Source organism: Parahoeflea halophila (assembly GCF_900220985.1).
Classification (GTDB): domain Bacteria; phylum Pseudomonadota; class Alphaproteobacteria; order Rhizobiales; family Rhizobiaceae; genus Hoeflea; species Hoeflea halophila.
Genome location: NZ_OCPC01000001.1, coordinates 1,026,140 through 1,046,952, shown reverse-complemented (window position 1 = coordinate 1,046,952; position 20,813 = coordinate 1,026,140). Strand labels below are relative to the sequence as shown.

Annotated in this window: 24 protein-coding genes; 12 read left to right on the top strand and 12 right to left on the bottom strand. The window is 61.4% G+C overall.

Features of this window, described 5'->3' with window-relative positions; translation table 11 throughout:
• Positions 1 to 22: 22 nt before the first annotated feature.
• Positions 23 to 934 (bottom strand): oxygen-dependent coproporphyrinogen oxidase, encoded by a 912-nt coding sequence (gene hemF, locus CRO46_RS04975; RefSeq protein WP_097106510.1) that lies wholly within the window; start codon positions 932 to 934, stop codon positions 23 to 25.
• 155 nt (positions 935 to 1,089) lie between these two features.
• Here hemF and CRO46_RS04970 point away from each other — a divergent pair, with 155 nt between their 5' ends.
• Positions 1,090 to 1,359, top strand: a complete 270-nt coding sequence (locus CRO46_RS04970; RefSeq protein WP_097105580.1) for a hypothetical protein — start codon at positions 1,090 to 1,092, stop codon at positions 1,357 to 1,359.
• A gap of 15 nt (positions 1,360 to 1,374) precedes the next feature.
• Here CRO46_RS04970 and soxR read toward each other — a convergent pair whose 3' ends face one another.
• Positions 1,375 to 1,848, bottom strand: coding sequence for a redox-sensitive transcriptional activator SoxR (gene soxR, locus CRO46_RS04965; RefSeq protein ID WP_097105578.1), 474 nt, complete (start codon positions 1,846 to 1,848; stop codon positions 1,375 to 1,377).
• Positions 1,849 to 1,936: 88 nt separating this feature from the next.
• Between soxR and CRO46_RS04960 the strand changes: the two genes are divergently transcribed.
• Positions 1,937 to 2,320, top strand: coding sequence for a VOC family protein (locus CRO46_RS04960; RefSeq protein ID WP_097105576.1), 384 nt, complete (start codon positions 1,937 to 1,939; stop codon positions 2,318 to 2,320).
• Positions 2,321 to 2,332: 12 nt separating this feature from the next.
• Here the strand turns inward: CRO46_RS04960 and CRO46_RS04955 are convergent, their stop codons facing one another.
• Positions 2,333 to 2,800 carry a tRNA (cytidine(34)-2'-O)-methyltransferase gene (locus CRO46_RS04955; protein WP_097105574.1) on the bottom strand — a complete coding sequence of 156 codons (468 nt, stop codon included), beginning with the start codon at positions 2,798 to 2,800 and terminating at the stop codon, positions 2,333 to 2,335.
• A 339-nt stretch (positions 2,801 to 3,139) separates the two neighbouring features.
• Between CRO46_RS04955 and CRO46_RS04950 the strand changes: the two genes are divergently transcribed.
• From CRO46_RS04950 to CRO46_RS04925, 6 genes are all read left to right on the top strand, one after another.
• The gene (locus CRO46_RS04950; protein WP_097105572.1) at positions 3,140 to 4,990 is read left to right on the top strand and encodes an ABC transporter ATP-binding protein; all 1,851 of its coding nucleotides are present in this window, start codon (positions 3,140 to 3,142) and stop codon (positions 4,988 to 4,990) included.
• A 48-nt stretch (positions 4,991 to 5,038) separates the two neighbouring features.
• Positions 5,039 to 6,907, top strand: a complete 1,869-nt coding sequence (locus CRO46_RS04945) for an ABC transporter ATP-binding protein (RefSeq protein WP_097105570.1) — start codon at positions 5,039 to 5,041, stop codon at positions 6,905 to 6,907.
• 201 nt (positions 6,908 to 7,108) lie between these two features.
• Positions 7,109 to 7,687, top strand: coding sequence for a ubiquinol-cytochrome c reductase iron-sulfur subunit (petA, locus tag CRO46_RS04940; RefSeq protein WP_097105568.1), 579 nt, complete (start codon positions 7,109 to 7,111; stop codon positions 7,685 to 7,687).
• A 14-nt stretch (positions 7,688 to 7,701) separates the two neighbouring features.
• Positions 7,702 to 9,000 (top strand): cytochrome b, encoded by a 1,299-nt coding sequence (locus CRO46_RS04935; protein ID WP_097105566.1) that lies wholly within the window; start codon positions 7,702 to 7,704, stop codon positions 8,998 to 9,000.
• 29 nt (positions 9,001 to 9,029) lie between these two features.
• Positions 9,030 to 9,860: a cytochrome c1 gene (locus CRO46_RS04930; RefSeq protein ID WP_097105564.1), complete on the top strand. Its 831-nt coding sequence runs from the start codon at positions 9,030 to 9,032 to the stop codon at positions 9,858 to 9,860.
• Between the two features lie 161 nt (positions 9,861 to 10,021).
• Positions 10,022 to 10,564 carry an adenine phosphoribosyltransferase gene (locus CRO46_RS04925; RefSeq protein ID WP_097105561.1) on the top strand — a complete coding sequence of 181 codons (543 nt, stop codon included), beginning with the start codon at positions 10,022 to 10,024 and terminating at the stop codon, positions 10,562 to 10,564.
• Positions 10,565 to 10,622: 58 nt separating this feature from the next.
• On the opposite strand, the gene CRO46_RS04920 is transcribed toward CRO46_RS04925, so the two are convergent.
• Together CRO46_RS04920 and CRO46_RS04915 are read right to left on the bottom strand one after the other, a co-directional pair.
• The gene (locus CRO46_RS04920) at positions 10,623 to 11,114 is read right to left on the bottom strand and encodes a MaoC family dehydratase (RefSeq protein WP_097105560.1); all 492 of its coding nucleotides are present in this window, start codon (positions 11,112 to 11,114) and stop codon (positions 10,623 to 10,625) included.
• Entirely contained in the window at positions 11,111 to 11,584 is a 474-nt protein-coding gene (locus CRO46_RS04915) for a MaoC family dehydratase (protein ID WP_097105558.1), read from the bottom strand. The genes CRO46_RS04920 and CRO46_RS04915 overlap by 4 nt, the downstream gene beginning before the upstream one ends.
• A 222-nt stretch (positions 11,585 to 11,806) precedes the next feature.
• Here CRO46_RS04915 and CRO46_RS04910 point away from each other — a divergent pair, with 222 nt between their 5' ends.
• A complete protein-coding gene (locus CRO46_RS04910) occupies positions 11,807 to 12,013 on the top strand; it encodes a YgaP family membrane protein (RefSeq protein WP_097106509.1) in 207 nt (68 codons plus the stop codon).
• Positions 12,014 to 12,052: 39 nt separating this feature from the next.
• Here the strand turns inward: CRO46_RS04910 and CRO46_RS04905 are convergent, their stop codons facing one another.
• Positions 12,053 to 12,700, bottom strand: a complete 648-nt coding sequence (locus tag CRO46_RS04905; RefSeq protein ID WP_097105555.1) for a hypothetical protein — start codon at positions 12,698 to 12,700, stop codon at positions 12,053 to 12,055.
• A gap of 117 nt (positions 12,701 to 12,817) precedes the next feature.
• Positions 12,818 to 13,921, bottom strand: coding sequence for a redox-regulated ATPase YchF (gene ychF, locus CRO46_RS04900; protein WP_097105553.1), 1,104 nt, complete (start codon positions 13,919 to 13,921; stop codon positions 12,818 to 12,820).
• Positions 13,922 to 14,071: 150 nt separating this feature from the next.
• Between ychF and CRO46_RS04895 the strand changes: the two genes are divergently transcribed.
• Positions 14,072 to 14,446: a hypothetical protein gene (locus CRO46_RS04895; RefSeq protein WP_097105551.1), complete on the top strand. Its 375-nt coding sequence runs from the start codon at positions 14,072 to 14,074 to the stop codon at positions 14,444 to 14,446.
• Positions 14,447 to 14,452: 6 nt separating this feature from the next.
• Here CRO46_RS04895 and CRO46_RS04890 read toward each other — a convergent pair whose 3' ends face one another.
• The 3 genes from CRO46_RS04890 to CRO46_RS04880 all read right to left on the bottom strand — a co-directional run bounded on the left by CRO46_RS04890 (position 14,453) and on the right by CRO46_RS04880 (position 16,459).
• A complete protein-coding gene (locus CRO46_RS04890) occupies positions 14,453 to 14,902 on the bottom strand; it encodes a YHS domain-containing (seleno)protein (RefSeq protein ID WP_097105549.1) in 450 nt (149 codons plus the stop codon).
• Positions 14,903 to 15,034: 132 nt separating this feature from the next.
• A complete protein-coding gene (gene pth, locus CRO46_RS04885) occupies positions 15,035 to 15,781 on the bottom strand; it encodes an aminoacyl-tRNA hydrolase (RefSeq protein WP_097105547.1) in 747 nt (248 codons plus the stop codon).
• A gap of 33 nt (positions 15,782 to 15,814) precedes the next feature.
• Complete coding sequence (locus CRO46_RS04880) at positions 15,815 to 16,459, bottom strand: 50S ribosomal protein L25/general stress protein Ctc (RefSeq protein WP_097105545.1); 645 nt, start codon at positions 16,457 to 16,459, stop codon at positions 15,815 to 15,817.
• Positions 16,460 to 16,771: 312 nt separating this feature from the next.
• On the opposite strand from CRO46_RS04880, the gene CRO46_RS04875 reads away from it, so the two are divergent.
• On the top strand, positions 16,772 to 17,602 hold the full coding sequence (locus CRO46_RS04875) for a chromate resistance protein ChrB domain-containing protein (RefSeq protein ID WP_097105543.1): 831 nt from the start codon (positions 16,772 to 16,774) through the stop codon (positions 17,600 to 17,602).
• Positions 17,599 to 18,915: a chromate efflux transporter gene (chrA, locus tag CRO46_RS04870; protein ID WP_097105541.1), complete on the top strand. Its 1,317-nt coding sequence runs from the start codon at positions 17,599 to 17,601 to the stop codon at positions 18,913 to 18,915. Before CRO46_RS04875 ends, chrA begins: the two co-directional genes overlap by 4 nt.
• Positions 18,916 to 18,979: 64 nt before the next feature.
• On the opposite strand, the gene CRO46_RS04865 is transcribed toward chrA, so the two are convergent.
• On the bottom strand, positions 18,980 to 19,912 hold the full coding sequence (locus CRO46_RS04865) for a ribose-phosphate pyrophosphokinase (RefSeq protein ID WP_097105539.1): 933 nt from the start codon (positions 19,910 to 19,912) through the stop codon (positions 18,980 to 18,982).
• 186 nt (positions 19,913 to 20,098) lie between these two features.
• Positions 20,099 to 20,695, bottom strand: coding sequence for a hypothetical protein (locus CRO46_RS04860; protein WP_143438960.1), 597 nt, complete (start codon positions 20,693 to 20,695; stop codon positions 20,099 to 20,101).
• Between the last annotated feature and the right edge of the window lie 118 nt (positions 20,696 to 20,813).

Genomic DNA, 20,813 nt, shown 5'->3' with positions numbered 1-20,813 from the left:
TCGCCGCGCCTGCGTCATTGCCCTACGGATACATGACCACAGGCGGCAGCGAGGACAGGATCGAGGCGACATTGCCGCCGGTCTTGAGGCCGAAGATGGTTCCGCGGTCATAGAGCAGGTTGAACTCGACATAACGGCCGCGGCGGATCAGCTGTTCGGTGCGCTCCTCGGGTGTCCAGGGGGTGTTGAAATTGGCGCGCACGATCTTCGGATAGACCACGTTGAAGGCGCGGCCGACATCCTGGGTGAAGGCGAAATCGGCCTCCCAGCCCCCTTTCTCGGCATCGCTGTGTTGCCAGTCATAGAAGATGCCGCCGGTGCCGCGGGCCTCGTTGCGGTGCGGCAGGTAGAAATACTCGTCGCACCAGGCCTTGAACTTCGGGTAGTCGGCGACAGCGTGGCGGGTGGAGGCAATCTCCATGGCGCGGTGGAACAGCATGGTGTCCGCATCGGTCTGGCTGCGCCGGTTGTCGAGCACGGGGGTAAGGTCGGCGCCACCGCCGAACCAGTGGCTGGTGGTGACCACCATGCGGGTGTTCATGTGCACGGTCGGTACATGCGGATTGGTGGGATGGGCGATCAGCGAGATGCCGGAAGCCCAGAACCGCGGGTCTTCTTCCGCGCCCGGAATCTGGGCGCGGAATTCCGGTGAGAACTCGCCATAAACGGTAGAGGTGTGGATGCCGACCTTCTCGAACAGCCGCCCCTTCATGATCGACATGGTGCCGCCGCCGCCCGCACCTTCGTCACGCAGCCATGGCGTGCGCTCGAAACGGCCCGGTTCCCCGGTCGCCTGCGGGTTGTCGATTTCGTCCTCAAGCGCTTCGAAGCCCTGGCAGATCTGGTCGCGCAGCTTCTCAAACCACTCGCGTGCCTTGATCTTCTTGTCCTCGATGTCGTCGGGAAGGCCGACCGGCAGGGTTGGGCGTTTCATTTCGAGCCTCATGGTGGATTTGGCGCAGTCATAGCAGCAGCGGAGGCTTGTTGTAACCATCGCTTTGCGGCCCGATTGCCGCAGTTTCAACAAGACTCGCAGTGCTCGAGGAATTGGTCTAAAATCGCCGCAGCCATGAAGGCCGAGGAAGCAGCATGAGACGCTACCAGCAACGCCCGCCGCTTGAGGGGCTGCGCCGCGAGATTGCCCGTGCGCGGCAGGAAAAATCCGAAAGCAAATCGACCAGCGGTTTCGTGCGCGAGACCTACCGGCTGAGCCGCGGCCAGGCGCGCGACAAGGCGCGGGAATGGTTCTCGACCTGGCCCAAGGCCGCCTACTGGACGGAAGTCGAGAGCTGGCGGCCGTTGCCGGGCGAGGGCGACAGGATCGAATTCACCATGCGACGGCTGCCCACGGCGGACTGATCTGCCGGTTTGCCGTCACGCCGGCGTTTCGCCGATTGATTTCTGTATTACCAGCCGCGGGCCGGATCCGGTCTGGGCGGCGCGATCCCCGGCGTTGTAGAGCTTGCAGGTCTCGAGCGACAGGCAGCCGCAGCCGATGCAGCCGTCGAGCCGGTCGCGCAGCCGCTCCAGCATGCCGATGCGCGCGTCCAGATGAGCGCGGAAGCCGCGGCTGATCTTTTCCCAGTCACGCTTGGTGGGTGTGCGCTCCAGCGGCAGTTGCCTGAGCTGGCTTCTGATCTCATCGAGTGAAAACCCCAGCTGCTGGGCAATCAGGATGAAGGACAGCCGCCTTATGTCGGAGCGCGGAAATATGCGTTTGCCGCCCGGCGTGCGCCGCGCGGCGACCAATCCCTCATCGTCGTAATAGCGGATTGCCGAAACCGCCAGCCCGGTGCGGCTGGCAACCTCGCCTATAGACAAAAGCCCCTGCGCGCTGGGTGACGGCATGATGAAAAAACCTCTTGACCTCAAGTTAACTTGAGAAAGTAGCATGGTTTTCATCACAGGCAAGACGCAATAAAAACAGGAGTATACCGTGGCCCAGTCGCAGCTCGAACATGTCAATTTCACCGTGGCGGACGCAGATTCCACAGCCAGATGGCTGTGTGACGTTTTCGGCTGGACGATACGCTGGCAAGGGCCGGCGCTAAATGGTGGTCATACAATCCATGTCGGAACCGAGGATGCCTATCTGGCGATCTACACACCCAAGGACATGCGCGCGCGCGGGGTGGTCGAGAAGTACCGGGTCGGCAGCCTCAACCATGTTGGTGTGGTGGTTGACGATCTCGATGCGGTGGAAGCCCAGATCAAGGAACTGGGCTATGAGCCCTATAACCACGCCGATTACGAGCCCGGCCGCCGCTTCTATTTCGATGATGAGAACGGCATCGAGTTCGAGGTGGTCAGCTATGGCTGACGCCGCCTTTTACTACAGCCCGAACCGCCGGTTTATCTCGCCGGCGATGATGGCAACGCTCATGGCGAGGTTCAGGCTGCGCCGGCCTTCGACCATCGGGATGGTCAGGCGGGCATCGGCAGCGTCGTGGACCCTTGGCGGTACGCCAGCGCTTTCGCGGCCGAACAGCACCACGTCCTGGCCGGTGATGGTCTGGTCGCCGCCATGGGTGTAGGGCGTTGCCGATTGGGTCGTCATCAGCACCAGACGCCGGTTTTCGGCTCGGCGCCAGATCTCGAACTCCTCCCAGCCGTCGTGGCGGGTCAGGTTGGCCATCTCGATATAGTCCATGCCGGCGCGTTTGAGCGCCCGGTCGGTCATGTCGAATCCGGCGGGCCCGATAATGTGGATGCCGAGGCCGAGGCAGGCACCCAGACGCAGGATGGAACCGGTGTTTCCGGGAATGTCGGGCTGGTAAAGTGCGATCAGGGGTTTGGTCATGGGATGCGTTTCTGTGGTGAAATTATCACAATATCAAGCGCGGGCGCCCGTAGGGAGGCCAAACCGGTCGCTGAAATCTGGCGGGTCGGCCGAATCTGGGCTACAAGGCCTCATCTATAACGCGAACCTGAAGGAGGCTGGCATGCATATCATCACGATCAGCTTTCTTCCGGCGACCATCGGTCGCTGACTAGACAGGTTTTTCGCGGTTTCAAGTTTCATTGCTAACTTTTCGCCCTTTGGGCCGGCTATCTTCGCCGTCGCGTGACTCCGCCCCCAAACGTCGCTTTGCCGGTGCTTTGCACGATTACGGCATGAATTTTCGTCAAGGAGACCTCCATGTTTGGATGGTTCGAACGTCGGTTAAATCCGTATCCCCAGACGCCTCCCACCGCGCCACCCGAAGGGCTGGTGGCGTTCTGCTGGCACTATTCGCGTGATGCGGCACCGTGGCTGATCGCCATGAGCCTGCTGACCGCGCTGATTTCCATCGGCGAAGTGATGCTGTTCGGGTTCCTGGGTTCAATCGTCGACTGGCTGGCAACGTCGGATCCGCAAGGCTTTATCGAGCGTGAGTGGGGCCGGCTGATGCTGATGGGCGGCGTCGTGCTGATCGGACTGCCGCTGGCGGTGCTGCTGGATTCGCTGATCATCCACCAGACGCTTCTGGGCAATTTTCCGATGATCGCGCGCTGGCAGATGCACCGCTACCTGCTGCGCCAGAGCCTGAGCTTCTTTTCCGACGAGTTTGCCGGACGTGTCGCGACCAAGGTGATGCAGACGTCGCTGTCGATCCGGGAAGCGGTGATGAAGCTGCTCGACGTGTTCGTCTATGTGTCGGTCTATTTCATCGCCATGATCGGCATGGTGGCCAGCGCCGAATGGCGGCTGGTGCTGCCGCTGCTGGTCTGGCTCGTGGCCTATGTCGGGTTGATCATGCATTTCGTGCCCAAGCTGAAGCGGATTTCCACCGACCAGGCGGATGCCCGCTCGGCGATGACGGGCCGTGTGGTGGACAGCTATACCAACATCTCGACGGTGAAGCTGTTTTCGCATGCCGGCAGGGAGGAGAGCTATGCGCAGGAAAGCATGGACATGTTCCTCGAGACCGTGCACCGGCAGATGCGCCAGGTGACGCTGTTCCAGTCGCTGATCTATTTCAACAACTCGGTTCTGGTGTTCGCGGTCTCGGCGATGTCGATCGGCTTCTGGCTGACAGGCACTGTCTCGGTGGGCTCGATCGCCATCGTCATCGGGCTCTCTCTGAGAATCAACGGCATGTCGCAGTGGATCATGTGGGAAGTCTCGGGCTTCTTCGAGAATATCGGTGTGGTCCAGGACGGCATGGGCATGATGGTCAAGCCGCATGACGTCGTCGACGAGCCCGATGCAGGTGAGATTGTCGCCAAGAAAGGCGGCATCAAGTTCGAGAATGTGCGCTTTCACTATGGCAAGCAGAGCGGCGTGATCGAGAACCTGTCACTGACGATCAAGCCGGGCGAGAAGATCGGCCTTGTCGGACGCTCGGGCGCAGGCAAAACGACGCTCGTCAACCTGCTTTTGAGATTTTACAATCTCGAATCCGGGCGGGTGCTGATTGACGGCCAGGATGTCTCGCAGGTGAGCCAGGACAGTTTGCGGGCCCAGATCGGCATGGTCAGCCAGGACACGTCCCTGCTGCACCGCTCGGTACGCGACAACATTGCCTATGGCAGGCCGGATGCAAGCGAGGAGGAAATCCTCGAATCGGTGCGGAAGGCCAATGCGCATGAATTCATCGGCGAACTCGAGGATCAGTCCGGCCGTACCGGGCTGGATGCCCATGTCGGCGAACGCGGCGTCAAGCTGTCGGGCGGTCAGCGCCAGCGCATCGCGATTGCACGGGTGTTCCTGAAGGACGCGCCCATCCTGGTACTGGACGAAGCCACCTCGGCACTTGATTCCGAGGTCGAGGCGGCAATCCAGGAAAACCTGTTTGCACTGATGGAGAACAAGACGGTGATCGCGATTGCGCACCGGTTGTCGACCATTGCGGAAATGGACCGGCTGGTGGTGCTCGACCAGGGCGAGATCGTCGAAACCGGGACCCATGACGAGCTGATCAAGGCAGGCGGCATCTATGCCGATCTGTGGTCGCGCCAGTCGGGCGGCTTTATCGACGTGGATGCAGATGCGACGGCGGCGGAGTAGAGCGATGCCAATATTGCCAAACCCGCCGCCCGCTCTATTGTCTCCGGCATGATTTTCAGACCCCTGCTCGACCTTTTCGAAGGCTGGATCGATCCATTTTCCCGGCGCTCGAATTACCGGCCTCCACAGTCGACACGCAAATTCCTGTGGCACTATGTCGGGCAGGCCAAAGGCGCGTTTGCGGCCATGCTTGCGCTGGGCGGGCTGGTGGCGCTGCTCGAGGCGGCGCTGTTCTATTTCGTCGGCCAACTGGTTGACGTGCTGGATTCCTCCGAGCCCTCGGGCGGCTGGGACGGGTTGATTGCGGCGCACGGGCCAGAGCTTGCCTTCATGCTGTTTGTCGTGATGCTGGCACGCTTTGTCGTGGTGACAATCGCCGCACTGGTGGAAGAGCAGACCGTGGTGCCAGGGTTCTACAACCTTGTGCGCTGGCAGGCCTATTCGCATGTGGCGCGGCAGAATCTCAGCTTCTTCCAGAATGATTTTGCCGGGCGCATCGTCAACAAGGTCTGGTCGGCAGGGCAGGCGACCGGCGACTTCATGATCTCGCTGTTGCAGGTGGTGTGGTTCATCATGATCTACACCGTGACCACCATGGCGCTGGTGGCGCAGCTTGATTGGCGGCTGTCGGCGCTGGTGCTGGTCTGGGTCGTCGTCTTCGGGTTTCTGGCCCGGTTCTTCGTGCCGCGCATCCGGCGTCACGCCCGCGCCAGTGCCGAGGCTTCGGCAATGCTCAACGGCCGCATCACCGACAGCTATTCCAACATCCAGACGCTCAAGCTCTATGCGCGTGACGATGACAATGACCGTTACATCCGCGAAGGGTTTGACCAGTTCATCGCAACCATCATTCCTTTCACCCGGCATCTGACCGGGGTTCGTGCCTCACTGGCGGCGTTGTCCGGTCTGATGATCACGGTCATCGCAGGGTTTTCAATCGACCTGTGGCTTGCCGGCGCCATCTCGGTCGGCTCGGTTGCGTTCACGCTGTCGCTGGTGCTCCGGCTCAACATGCTGCTGGGCCGGATGATGACGCAGCTCAACGGGCTGATGCGCAATCTGGGGAACTTGCAGAACTCGGCGGAGATGGTGGCACGGCCGATCGGGCTGGCGGATGCCGAGAACGCCCGGGAGCTCGTCGTCGACAAGGCGGGCATCCGTTTCGAGCGCGCCAGCTTCGGCTACAACAGCGACCAGCCGGTCATCGATGGTTTGACGCTTGACATCAAGCCCGGGGAGAAGCTGGGTCTGGTCGGCCGTTCCGGCGCCGGCAAATCGACATTCGTCAATCTCCTGCTGAGATTTTACGATCTGGAATCGGGCCGCATCGAGATCGACGGGCAGGACATAGCCGGGGTGACGCAGGAATCGCTGCGGCACGCGATCGGCATGGTCACGCAGGACACTTCGCTACTGCACCGCTCGATTCGCGAAAACATCGTCTTTGGCCGTCCCGACGCGGAGGACGCGGAAATCCTCGCAGCGGCGCGGCGGGCCCATGCGCTTGATTTCATCTCCACGCTTTCCGACCAGCGCGGCCGCAAGGGGCTCGATGCCCATGTCGGCGACCGCGGGGTCAAGCTGTCGGGTGGCCAGCGGCAGAGAATCGCCATCGCCCGTGTGATGCTGAAGAACGCGCCCATCCTGGTGCTGGACGAGGCGACATCGGCGCTCGATTCCGAGGTGGAAGCCGCGATCCAGGAAAATCTCGATGAACTGATGGACGGAAAGACCGTCATTGCCATTGCGCACAGGCTCTCCACCATTGCCCGGATGGATCGTTTGGTGGTGATGGACAAGGGCCGCATCATCGAAACCGGAACCCATGGAGAACTGATCAAGAGCGGCGGGCTTTATGCCGAATTGTGGGCACGGCAGTCAGGCGGGTTCATCGGTGTCGAGGAAGCGGCGGAATAGTCGCCCGAATTTTCCGCGACATAGTGCCCTTCTGCCGTTGTCCGGTCTGGACTTCTTAACCTATCCCGCATAGAAACCGCGCGATTGACAGAATTCCGCCGCATTGTCGGCAATCGCCGAATCTGCCTATAGCGGATTGATCCGTGCGACGCAGTGAGACGGGATTGTTGTCCAGACGCAGCTTGAAGAGGACGTTGAGCCGTGAGTGAGCCAATGACACAAAGCGAAGGCACGGGCGAACCGACCCGTCGCGATTTTCTTTACATCGCCACCGGGATGGCGGGCGTGGTCGGTGCGGCCAGTTTCGCCTGGCCATTCATCGACCAGATGAACCCAGACGCGTCGACGCTGGCGCTTGCCTCGATCGAGGTCAATGTCGAAAGCCTCGAGCCAGGCATGTCGCTGACGGTAAAATGGCGCGGCAAGCCCGTGTTCATCCGTAACCGCACGGAAGAAGAAGTCGCCGAAGCGCGCGCTGTCGCACTGGAAGAGCTCAAAGACCCGATCGCACGCAATGCCAATAACGCTGATGCAGCGCTGGCCACCGACCTTGAGCGTTCTGCAGGCGAGGGCAAGGAAAACTGGATCGTCATGATCGGCTCCTGCACCCATCTGGGTTGCGTGCCGCTTGGCCAGGCCGGTGAATTCGGTGGCTGGTTCTGCCCGTGCCACGGTTCGCACTACGACACGGCTGGCCGCATTCGCAAAGGTCCGGCGCCTACGAACCTTCCGGTTCCGCCGTTCACTTTCGTGTCTGACAGCGTCATCAAAATCGGCTGAGGGGGCTTTAGACCATGAGCAGTGATCACTCGACTTACCAGCCAACTTCCGGTGTCGGAAAATGGATCGATTCCCGCCTGCCGCTGCCGCGGCTGGTGCATGACAGTTTCGTCTCTTACCCGGTGCCCCGGAACCTGAACTACGCCTACACCTTCGGGGGCATCCTGATGGTGATGCTGGTGGTGCAGATCCTGACCGGCATCGTGCTGGCCATGCACTACGCCGCAGACACCGCGATCGCCTTCGAGTCGGTCGAAAAGATCATGCGCGACGTGAACTCCGGCTGGCTGCTGCGGTACATGCATGCCAATGGCGCCTCGTTCTTCTTCGTCGCCGTCTATCTCCACATCGCCCGCGGGATGTATTACGGCTCCTACAAGGCTCCGCGCGAAGTGCTTTGGATCCTCGGCGTCGTTATCCTGCTTCTGATGATGGCCACCGCGTTCATGGGCTACGTGCTGCCATGGGGCCAGATGTCGTTCTGGGGGGCTACGGTGATCACCGGCTTCTTCACGGCGTTCCCGGGCATCGGTGAGCCGATCCAGCAGCTGCTGCTTGGCGGCTTCGCGGTCGACAACCCGACGCTAAACCGCTTCTTCTCGCTGCACTACCTGCTGCCGTTCATGATCGCCGGTGTCGTGATCCTGCACGTCTGGGCGCTGCACGTAACCGGGCAGACCAATCCGACCGGTGTTGAAGTGAAGACCAAGACCGACACGGTTCCGTTCACGCCCTATGCGACCGTCAAGGACGCGCTGGCAATCAGCATCTTCCTGATGGTTTTTGCCTACTTCATCTTCTTCATGCCGAACTTCCTCGGCCATGCAGACAACTACATTCCGGCTGATCCGCTGAAGACTCCGGCCCACATCGTCCCGGAATGGTACTTCCTGCCATTCTACGCGATCCTGCGCGCCATCACCTTCAACATCGGACCGATCGACTCCAAGCTTGGTGGCGTATTGGCCATGTTCGGCTCCATTGCGGTGCTGTTCGTGCTGCCCTGGCTCGACACATCGAAGGTTCGTTCGGCGGTCTACCGGCCCTGGTACAAGCTGTTCTTCTGGATTTTCGTGGCCAACGCGATCTTCCTCGGCTGGCTCGGTGCCAAGCCGGCGGAAGGCGCCTACACCATCATGGCCCAGATCGGGACGCTTTATTACTTCGGCTTCTTCCTGGTCATCCTGCCGGTACTGGGGCTGATCGAAACGCCCAAGCGTCTGCCGAACTCCATCACCGAGGCCGTGCTCGCCAAAAAAGGCGGCAGTGGCGGGGCTGCAACTGCTGCAGCATCATCGGAAAACCGCGGCTGAGCGGCGCGCGACGGAAAGGAACCGAAGACATGAATAAGCTTCTCGCAAGCATCGTTCCGGCCGCCATGGCGTTGGTCATTGGTGCGGGGTACGCATTTGCTGCAAGTTACCCGATCAACAAGCCGCATGAGGTCGACTGGTCATTCGCGGGTCCGTTCGGGACCTACGACAAGGGTCAGTTGCAGCGCGGCCTGAAAATCTACGTGGAAGCCTGCTCGGCCTGCCACTCGATGGACCTGGTCGCGTTCCGCACGCTTGAGGATCTCGGATATTCCGAGGGTCAGCTCAAGACGCTGGCCGCGAACTACGAAGTCGAAGACGGCCCCAACGACGAAGGTGAAATGTTCACCAGGACCGCGGTGCTGTCGGACTACTTCCCCTCACCGTTCCCGAACCAGGAAGCGGCAGCTTACGCCAACAATGGTGCCGCACCGCCGGACTTCTCGCTTCTGGCCAAGGCCCGCTATGTCGAGCGCGGTTTTCCGCAATTCGTCTTTGACATCTTCACCGGCTACAACGAGAGCGGACCGAACTACATCTACTCGCTGCTGACCGGTTACCAGGAGCCGCCTGCGGGCGTGGAGGTTCCGGAGGGAACCTACTACAACCCGTATTTCATCGCCGGCCCGGCCCTGGCTATGGCGCCGCCGCTGTCCGACGGTCTGGTCACCTATGACGACGGAACGCCCGAGACGGTGGAGCAGTATGCCAAGGATGTTGCCGCGTTCATGATGTGGGCGGCTGAACCGCACATGGAAGAGCGCAAGCAAACCGGTTTCATGGTCATCATCTTCCTGGCGATCTTCGCCTCGCTGATGTTCCTGACCAAGAAGTCCGTGTTCGCCAGCAAGGAACACTGACAGCCACCTGTCAGGACCGAATTCGAAAGCGCCGCCTGCGGGCGGCGTTTTCATGTCCGGGACAAGGATTCCGATCCGGCCGGCAGACCGAGTTCTCAACGGATCCAGCTTGCGCAGGACCTCAAGCCGGGCCACACTCAGACATCCATCGGGGAGACATCATGTCCGATCTTGAAAACGAACTCCGCGAATCGATCCGCACCATCAAGGACTACCCCAAGCCGGGTATCCTGTTTCGCGACATCACCACGCTGCTGGGGCAGCCGCGGGCATTCCGGCGAGCGGTCGACGAGCTGGTGCATCCCTATGCCGGGCTGAGAGTGTCGAAGATTGCCGGTATCGAGGCGCGCGGCTTCATTCTCGGCGGTGCCATGGCGCACCAGCTTTCAGCCGGTTTCGTTCCGATCCGCAAGAAGGGCAAGTTGCCGCACGAAACCGTGCGGGTGGCCTACAGCCTCGAATACGGCGTCGACGAGATGGAAATGCATCGCGACGCGGTGGGGGAAGGTGAGAGCGTCATCCTGGTCGATGACCTGATCGCCACCGGGGGAACGGCAGAGGGTGCGGTCAAACTGCTGCGGCAGATGGGCGCCAACATTGTCGCGGCCTGTTTCGTCATCGATCTGCCGGATCTGGGCGGGCGAAAGAAGCTCGAGGACCTCGGGGTGCAGGTGCGTACGCTGGTGTCCTACGAAGGCCACTGATCGGGCGTCTGGGATGGAAGGGAAGGCTGCTCTCCGCCGGAGCAGCCCTTTGCCGAGTTCAGGGGGCTGCCGGATGTCCCTCGGGGAACTTGATCAATGCGGCGGAATCGAAACTCATCACCACTTCATCGTCCTTGTTGCGGGCTTCGCAGGTCAATTCGAGGATTGACCAGCCGGGGCGTGAATTGAGCGCCCGTGTACCGCGAACGGTGCGCGAATAAGCCAGTTCGTCACCGGCAAAGACCGGCTTGAACCAGCGCAGATTGCGGAATCCCGGGGAGGGGCCGAACTCCGGTATTGCCCGGCCTTCTGCGAGAGCCTTGCGCATGTCCTCCTTGCCTGCGGCGATGTTGAGCTTCATCCAGACGGATGCAGTGTGCCAGCCTGAAGCACACAGACCGCCGAATACGCTGTTCTTTGCGGCTTCGGCATCGACGTGAAAGCGCTGTGGATCGAACTGGCGAGCGAACTCGACGATCTTTTCCGCGGTGAAAACATAGGTGCCCAGCTCGCGGCGGGCGCCGGGTTCAAACGAGAGGTCGGGGTTCATATGTCTGCGCTTTCCGGGTTTCTGAGGCGAACCATCACGGGGTTCTCCGATTCCAGCACCGTCTCGCCTGCCTGATTGCGCAATTCGTGGCGCAGATGCAGGATGCCGATGCCGGGGCGGGACTGGGATGCCCTGCCGTCGAGAACGCGGGTTTCGCCTGACAGGACATCGCCCGCGAGGACCGGCTTCTTCCACTTGACAAAGTCCACGCCGGGGGCACCTTCGGCGGCCGCGCGCAGCAGGTAGGACTTGGCCATCATTCGCATCATCATGGAACAGCTGTGCCATCCCGATGCCGCCAGCCCTCCCAGAATAGACTGCTTCCCGGCTTCGGCATCGAGATGCATTGGCTGTGCATCATATTCCATCGCAAAGGCGATGATTTCATCGGCGGTGACATGTTTCGGCCCTAGCGGGAACACGGTTCCGGGCGGCATGTCTTCGAAATGGAGAAGAGTATCATCTGGCATGAAAAAGGTCGCTTCCTCTAACTCTAACGCCCAGAGCCTAGTTGATTTCTTTTAGGTGTGAAAGGTTTGCCGGTGGGCCGAAGCTCGAATTACGCCACGGAACCGATACGGTGCCTCCGGCTGATGACCGGATTGATCCTGATCAAGGCAGCCCTTCATTCATATGGTAAATGCAATGTATTTCCGGCATCGGGGCCGGTCGTGACAACAGGAGGTATGAAGATGCTCAAGAACAATGTTGGCGGTCTCGACCGCGCGATGCGGGTGATGGCCGGCCTCATCTTGCTGGGGCTGTTCTTCGCCTATGCGGACGCCTCGTGGCGCTATCTTGCGCTGATCGGCGTGATCCCGTTGCTCACAGGATTGTTTGGAACCTGCCCGCTTTACTCGCTGTTGGGTCTGTCGACCTGCCCGGCAAAGAAGGCCTGATCGTTCGCACTGGCGGCAGCCCAAGCAGAGGGTCGCGGGTCAGGTAATCACTGCAGCGATAAGCAGCGCTGCAATATGATCACTGTGCCCGGCGAGAAGTACGAACCAGACATAGGGTACGGCGTAGGCGATAACGGCAAGAAGAAGCAGCGCACGGACCGGCAGGGTCCTGAAGCGGCGCCAGAGGATGACGATCAGCAACAGTCCCAGCGCCAACTCAAGCAGCGAAAAAATGTCGCCGTGGTGTCGGGGATCCCAATAGGAGACCGGTGAGACGAAGCGCCACCCGGACAGCGGCACGAAATGGGCATGCCCGTCATCGACATGAAGCGGCAGGTCGGCAAGCAGGTGCGTGATCGCTGCCAGTGCAAACAGCAACAGCAGGGATGACAAAGTCCTGAAACCGGGCCGGTGTTGCGGCAACACAAGTGCGACCAGCAGGATCGCGCCGAACAGCGGCAGCGAGTTCATCCAGTCGATGACGGTGAGCCAAGGCGGATTGAAGTACCAGCTCGACCAGACTTCCGATTCCGGTGCGCCCACCAGCTTGGACCAGCCGAACATTGCGAAGATGGCCGCGTCCGGCAGCACCGCACCGCTGATCACGGCCGTGTTGCGCAGCCGGTTCTGCGGTCCCGGACGGGCAAACAGGGCCGATGCCAGCAGGAGATGGGTCTGCGTGTTCATCGCAGCAAACCTGCATCCTGCCGCGTGCCCTTGCAAGCCGTATGTGCGATTGGAGCGGCGCTATCTCTGGAACCGGCAGCCCGGGGGGCTGGCCTGGCTGCCCGGTTGCTCCAGACCTCAGGTGTTGAAGCGGAAATGGATGACGTCACCGTCCTGGACGACATATTCCTTGCCTTCATCGCGCGCCTTGCCGGCTTCCTTGGCCGGAACCTCGCCGCCCAGCGTGATGTAGTCGTCATAGGCAATGGTGAAGGCACGGATGAAACCGCGCTCGAAATCGGTGTGGATGACACCGGCGGCGCCGGGTGCCTTGGTGCCGCGCTCAATCGTCCAGGCGCGGGTTTCCTTCGGGCCGACGGTGAAATAGGTGATCAGGTCGAGCAGGCTGTAGCCGGCGCGGATCAGCCGGTCGAGACCGGCTTCGTCAAGGCCAAGGGCACCGAGAAACTCCTTCGCTTCCTCGTCGGGCAATTGCGCGACTTCGGATTCGATGGCGGCGGAAACCACGATTGTTTCCGCCCCCTGTGCGGCAGCCATTTTCGCCACCGCCTCGGTGTGGGCATTGCCGGTGGCAGCGTCTTCCTCCGAGACGTTGCAGACGTAAAGCACCGGGTGCGAGGTCAGAAGGTTGAGCCCCCTGAGGATAGCCAGATCCTCGTCGGCCAGATCCTTCAGCATGGTGCGGACCGGCTTGCCGTCCTGCAGCAGCTTCAGCGAGGCTTCCATCATCGGCAGCACCGTCAGGGAGTCCTTGTCCTTGGCGGTGGCGCGCTTGCGGGCTTGCTCGGCGCGGCGCTCGAGGCTTTCGAGATCGGCGATCATCAGCTCGGTTTCGATCGTCTCCGCGTCGCCGACCGGATCAATCCGCCCTTCGACATGGGTGATGTCATCATCCTCGAAGCAGCGCAGCACATGCACGATGGCGTCGACTTCACGGATGTTGGCGAGGAACTTGTTGCCGAGACCTTCGCCCTTGGACGCGCCACGGACCAGGCCGGCGATGTCGACAAAGGAAATGCGGGTCGGAATGATTTCCTTCGAGCTCGCGATTGCGGCAAGCTTCTTCAGCCGCGGATCGGGCACCGCCACCTCGCCGGTGTTGGGCTCGATGGTGCAGAACGGGTAGTTCGCTGCCTGGGCGGCGGCGGTGCGTGTCAGCGCGTTGAACAGGGTGGACTTGCCGACATTGGGCAGCCCGACGATACCGCATTTGAAACCCATGGATTTGCTCGTCTCGTGTCTGAAAGGGGAGTTGCCGCTGGCTATGCGGGAAAGGGCCCTCAGGGTCAAGCCCCGCGGGTTTTTGAGCGGTCAACCGGGCTGCAAGGTTTCTGTGCGACAAGGGGTGAGATCGCACCGGCAGTGCGCGCCATGGAAACCGGGCTTGCCACCCGGCATTTTGCCGCCGCCGGCGTCATCTTCGCGCTTTTGGGAGCGCTCGCGCATGTCTGCCGGGCGGTATTCAACGTCTTCCCCGACAAGCTGTCCGACACCCCAGCAGTTAACATCATGGTTTCCAGCGACTATGGCTGGGCCGACTATTTCTGGGGAACCGTGTTCGACGACGCCGGGTACTACCGGCTCGACAGCGGGAAGAATCTTCGGCTGTCGGTGATTTTCACCGTGTTGGGCGGGCTGGCGGCGATGCTGTTCGTCGAGGGTGCCGGACTCGGCTTTGCGCAGCTTATCGAAACCGGGGCAGGGGCGTTTGCCGAGCTGTTCTGGCAGCGCGTCGCTGAGCTTTGAGACGATTTACTGCGTCGACCAGTAGGCATCAGCCTTGTTGATGTAGTTTGCCTGATCCTCGTTCCAGCGTGCACGCACACTGGCGTTGTAGTTGAGATAAAGCTTGCCGTCGGCGATGGTGAACTGGTCCGGTTCCACCGAAGCCTTGTAGCCCTGCGCCGCGCCATAGGCACAGTAGCCGCCATATTGCGGCACGTATTGGCCCGGGTTGGCCTCAAAGGCCGCCCTGTGTTCGTCAGAGGCAAACCGATAGGTGGCGCCGTCATGGGTCAAGGTAATGTCCGGGCTGCCGGGCACCGCCTTGTTGTCGATGAAATAGGCAACCGGGTCATAGCCCTGGATTGCGATACCGCCGGAGCCGAGGTTCTGCTCGGCAGCCAGCGCCAGGCTGGCGAGAGCCAGCAGCGCCATACAAAACAAGGTGATGAGCCTTGTCGCAGTTCTTAGCATGGTCATTTCCGGTCTCCTCCAGGTATCGGGAGGCCAGACTAGCAAACAGGCAGATCAACCCGGAATGACGATCGTGTGAAGGTGGGTCGGCGAAGACCCGCGCTGCAACGACGCGCCGACTACCTGCAGGCGGCGATCTCAGTCCTTGTTGCCGAGCAGCTTCTTGAGCATATCGGCCATCGGGCCCGAGGCCGGCAGGTTTGGCTTGCCCTGGCGCGCCTGATGGATGTGCGAGCGGCCGGCGGGCTGCTTGGCCGGGGCCTTTTTGGCTGCCCCTTCGTCTGCCTGGCGGGCGGGTTTGGCCGGTTTTGGCGTTGCGGTGCCGGTGGCGAGCGCGATCCTGTTGAGAAAACCCGCATCATCGCCCTTGGCGATCAGTTCGGCATTGTCGGCGATGGCGTCGAGCAAGGGCTGCAGCCAGTCCTGATCGGCCTTGGCGAAATCGCCAAGCACATGCGGGTTGACGCGGTCCTTGTGGCCCGGGTGACCGATGCCGATCCGCAGGCGTTTGTAGTCCTTGCCGCAATGGGCGTCGATGGATTTGAGGCCGTTGTGGCCGCCATTGCCGCCGCCGGTCTTGAGCCTCAGCTTGCCCGGCGCAATGTCGAGCTCGTCATGGATGACCACGATATCGGCAGGCGTGAGCTTGTAGAACCGCATGGCTTCGCCGACGCTGTCACCCGACAGGTTCATGAAGGTCATGGGTTTGATGATGAGCGCCTTGTCGCCGGCCAGCGTGCCTTCGGCGATCTCGGCCTTGAATTTTTTCGAAAACCCGGAAAACGAATGGCGGCGGGCAATTGTGTCCGCCGCCATAAAGCCGACATTGTGCCGGTTCCTGGCGTACTGAGATCCGGGATTTCCAAGGCCAACAATCAGCAACATGGATCCAGTTCCTCAATAACGATGAGGGACAGCTTATTCCTCGCTGTCGCCTTCAGCTGATTCGTCTGCGTCGTCATCGCCGCCAGCGGCATTGTCGTCGCTCTTCAGGCCAGCAGGCGATGCGATGGTGGCGATGGTGAAATCGCGATCGGTGATCGTCGGCTCAACACCCTCGGGCAGCGTGACGTGCGAGATGTGGATGCCGGCGCCGAGTTCAAGACCGGTAAGATCGATGGTGATCGCATCCGGAATCGCGTTGGCGGGGCAGTGGCACTCGACGGTGTGACGCACGACGTTGAGAACGCCGCCGCGCTTGAGGCCGGGAGACTTCTCTTCGTTTTCGAAGTGCACCGGAATTTCAACCGTCACCTGGGTGTTCTTCGACACGCGCAGGAAGTCGACGTGCATCAGGAAGTCACGGACGGGGTCAAGCTGATAGTCCTTCGGCAGCACGGAGTGCTTCTTGCCGTCGACTTCAATGGTCACGAGGGTGGTCATGAAACCGCCGTCGTGGATCTTCTTGGTCACATCCTTGCGCGAGAGCGCGATGGAAACAGGGTCCTTCTTGTCACCGTAGATGACAGCAGGAATCAAACCGTTGCGGCGAAGTTCACGGGCGGACCCCTTACCAACCTGTGTGCGCGCCTCGGCCTTCAGCTCATATGAAGCATTGCTCATGGCATAACCTTTCGAGGTTCTAATCAAGGCTGCTTTCCGGTCCCCTCAATGTGCGGGTCCCCAAAAACATCAAGCGCCGTCCCAATCAAGAATGACGGCGCTTCATCCGCGGTGCCTCCAAGGGTGTCTGCACGGACGTGGCCGCTATAGCCGAGCAGCCGGGCGAATGCAAGGCTTGGGGCTGCTGCCCTCGCCCCGGCTTGCGTGGCCGGAAAACCTGACCTAGAAACACAGCACGGGGTTACGGGTGGACTCCCCGTTGCAGGCGTGAGCCCAAGTTCCGCCCTTCGTAGCTATGCGAAGGGGATCACCATGTCCAAATCAATCTCAGCCCAGGACCTTTCCAGCCTGTCCGGCACCAGCAGCTGGCCGACGGTCGTTGCCGCGAGCCGGCGCGCCAAGTTCGAGGACGAGGCACGCGCGATTGCAGGATCTGTTTGGCGCGACCACATGCAGAGCGAAATCTGGGGGCCTGATCTCGCACGGCTCGGCAAACCGATCATTGTCTACTGCGTGCACGGGCACAATGTCAGCCAGCTGGCGGTGGCGCGGTTGCGAGCCATGGGTATTGACGCAAGCTATCTGGAAGGTGGGATCAATGCCTATGAAGAGGCGGGCGGCATGGTGCTCAAGCGGAGGGGACCGGGCGTGCCGCTGCTGTTGCCGGAGCCGACGTGGTGGATTGCCCGGGAGAGCCCCGCACCCGGCTGCATGGCGTTCGCCTGGATGGTGCGCCGGTTCATCGATCCAATGGCGCAATTTCATTTCGTCGAAGAAGAGTGGGTGGTCGATATTGCCAGGGAAATGGGGGCGATCCCGTTTGATGTCGGTGGCGTGACCTATACTCGCCGCGGCGACACCGGTAGTTCGTGCAGCGTCGATACGCTACTGGATCTGTTCGGAATCGAGGAAATGGCGCTGCGGCATCTGGCGCGGATCGTCCGCGCGGCGGACACGGGCGAACTTGAGCAGGCGCGGCAAGCGGCAGGGCTGCTGGCGATTGCGCTGGGATTGTCATCTTCGAAAAAGGATGATCTGGCACTGCTGGAAAAGAGCATGGTGATTTACGACGCGCTCTATGCGTGGTGCCGTCATGCTACCGGTAAAATTCATACTCCGGCCTCGGGGAAAGCTGCATCATGAGTTCCGTATTTGCTCCCTCCTGGTCCGAGATGTTCCGGGTCTTTGGCCGCATCGGACTATTGTCCTTCGGCGGCCCTGCCGGCCAGATCGCGCTGATGCATCGCGAACTGGTCGATGAACGGCCGTGGCTAGACGAGTCGCGGTTTTTGCATGCGCTGAATTTCTGCATGTTGCTGCCCGGGCCCGAAGCCATGCAGCTGGCGACCTATGCCGGCTGGTTGCTGCGCGGTGTCGCTGGCGGGTTGCTCGCCGGGTTGCTGTTCATCCTGCCGGGTTTTGCAATTATCATGGGACTGTCGGCGGCCTATTTTTACTATGGCGATCTTCCGGTTGTGGCCGGCGTGCTGTTCGGGCTGAAAGCGGCAGTGCTGGCGATCGTGCTGGAGGCGCTGATCAAGGTCTCCAGACGGGCACTGAAATCACGTTTTGCCTGGGGTCTGGCGGGCGCGGCATTCGTGGGGATCGCGTTTCTGAAGCTTCCGTTTCCGCTGATCGTGCTGGGCGCAGGGCTGCTCGGGATCCTCGCCTCACTGCTGGGCAAGCAAGACCCTACGGTTGGAGCCGGGCCTGGCAGTGCGCCTGCGGATTCCGGGGTGACGGCGCTGGCCGGGCCGACATTCCGCACGGTGTTGGTCTGGGGGGCTATCTGGCTTCTGCCTCTGGGCGTGTTGCTGGTGATGCCCGGCGTCCCCGACGCCGTTTCCGCCATGGCGATGTTCTTCTCGAAGGCGGCGATCGTCACCTTTGGCGGCGCCTACGCGGTGCTTGCCTATGTCGGGCAGCAGGCGGTCGAAGTACATGGCTGGCTGGTGCCCGGCGACATGCTGGCGGGCCTCGGGCTGGCCGAAACCACGCCGGGGCCGCTGATTCTGGTGCTGGTCTTTGTCGGCTTTCTTGGCGGCGCACGGGAAGCGGGGGTGGATCCGCTTGCGGGCGGGCTGATTGGAGGAATGCTGGCGCTGTTCTTCACCTTCGCACCGTGCTTTTTGTGGATCTTCGCCGGGGCGCCGCATATCGAGCGGTTGCGCTCGGTCAGATGGCTTTCAGCCGGTCTGGCCGCGATCACTGCCGCAGTGGTTGGTGTCATCGCCAATCTCGCGGCGTGGTTCGCACTCAATGTGCTGTTTGCCAGCGTCGGGGAGGCCGTGTTCGGGCCCTTCACCCTGCCGGTGCCCGAGATTGCAACGCTCAATCCGGGCGCGCTTGCCATCGCCCTTGCAGCGGGGGTGGCGTTGCTGCGCTTTCACGTCAACCTGTTTGCGGTGCTCGGCGCTTCCACCCTGGCCGGAATTGCAGTGACACTGCTGGCCTGAACCGTCGGCGCAATCGGAAATTGGCGTGCTTGGAACCCGGTCGAATGCCGGGTTCTGAGAGGCGTCAGTCGAACAGGGAGGAGACCGACTGTTCGGCAGCGGTGCGGTTGATGGCTTCGCCGATCAGCGCATCCGTCGACAGAACCCGGATGTTGGGCGCGTTCTGGATTTCCTGCGTCGGCTGGATCGAGTCGGTGATAACCAGTTCCTTGAGCTTCGACGAGGAAACGCGGGCCACGGCGCCGCCAGACAACACCCCGTGGGTGATGTAGGCGGTCACGGAATTGGCGCCATTGTTGAGCAGCGCTTCGGCGGCGTTGCAGAGCGTGCCGCCGGAATCGACGATGTCATCGATCAGGATGCAATCCTTGCCGCTGACTTCACCGATGATGTTCATGACTTCGGATTCACCGGGCCGGTCACGGCGCTTGTCAACGATGGCGAGCATCGCGCCAAGCCGTTTGCCGAGCGCGCGGGCGCGGACCACGCCGCCGACATCCGGCGAGACCACCATGACGTTTTCCAGCTCGTAATGGGCCTTGATGTCACGGGCGATCACCGGAATGGCGAACAGGTTGTCGGTGGGAATGTCGAAGAAACCCTGGATCTGGCCGGCGTGAAGGTCGAGGGTGAGAACCCGGTCCGCACCGGCTTCGGTGATCAGGTTGGCCACCAGCTTGGCCGAAATCGGTGTGCGGCCCGATGCGCGGCGGTCCTGGCGGGCGTAGCCGAAATAGGGCAGCACCGCGGTGATGCGCTTGGCCGACGACCGCCGGAAGGCGTCGATCATGATCAGCAGTTCCATCAGGTGATCATTGGTCGGATAGGAGGTGGACTGCAGGATGAAGACATCCTCGCCGCGCACGTTTTCCTGGATCTCGACGAAGATCTCCTGATCGGCGAAGCGACGGACGCTTGCCTTGCCCAGAGGCACATTGAGATATTTGCAAATGGACTCTGCCAAACGCCGGTTCGAGTTTCCCGCGAAAACCTTCATTTGGGACCGCCTGTTTTTTGGCCGCGTCGCAGCCCGCGCAGGATCACGCAGGAGGACGGGGCGCCAACCCGTTGGCCCGCTTTTTAGCGGGGGTTTTGCTGATTGCAAGCACGCATCGGCTGTGGGCGTAATTTTTCTGTTAAACTTCTCTGCGAGTGACGCCGGCAAGGCACATTGCGGAGGGTGTCAGAGTCCGCGCCAGGCGACATAATCGGACAGGGTGCGGGTTGCGATCTGTTCCATCACATTGGCAGGGACGGAGGCCCAGGGGTCGCCCGAGCCGCCGGCAAAGGTTTCCTGGCCCTGAATGCGTGTCAGCCGGGTGCCTGCCGGATCGAGAATGTCCCAGACATAATAGATGGTGGTCTGGCCATCGAAATTGTCGGCGGAAAAATAACCCTTGAGCACGTGGTCGCCACCCGGATCCGATGCGCTGAGGATTGCCAGTCCGCGATTGCGTGCTTCCGCAGCCAGTTGCCGCGAGAGCGGCGTCACAGCGTTCACGGGCGCGCCAATGACCGGCATGAAGCGGATCTGTCCGCGCATCTGTCCGGCGGGAAGTAACGCCTGCGTCTGGGCCGGGTTCGTCTGGGCAGGATTTGGCTGTGCCGGATTTGCCGGACTTGTCGCGCCCGGGTTCGCTGCCGGCGAGAACGGATCAACCCCGCCGGGAGGCACAGCGGCTGCATTTTCGCCAGAAGCCGACTGGTCACCGGGAATCGGCTGAAGTGTCTGCTCGGTGCTGTTGCATCCGGCAAGTGCCAAGGCCAGAGCGCCTGTCATCCCGATTATCCCGATGCGCTGCATCATACTTCCCGCCCGTTTTCCCCCTTTGTTATGAAATCCCGAGAGCAGACATGTCAATCGCCGAAAGGATCTGGCGGTGGGACGGCGGGCAGGC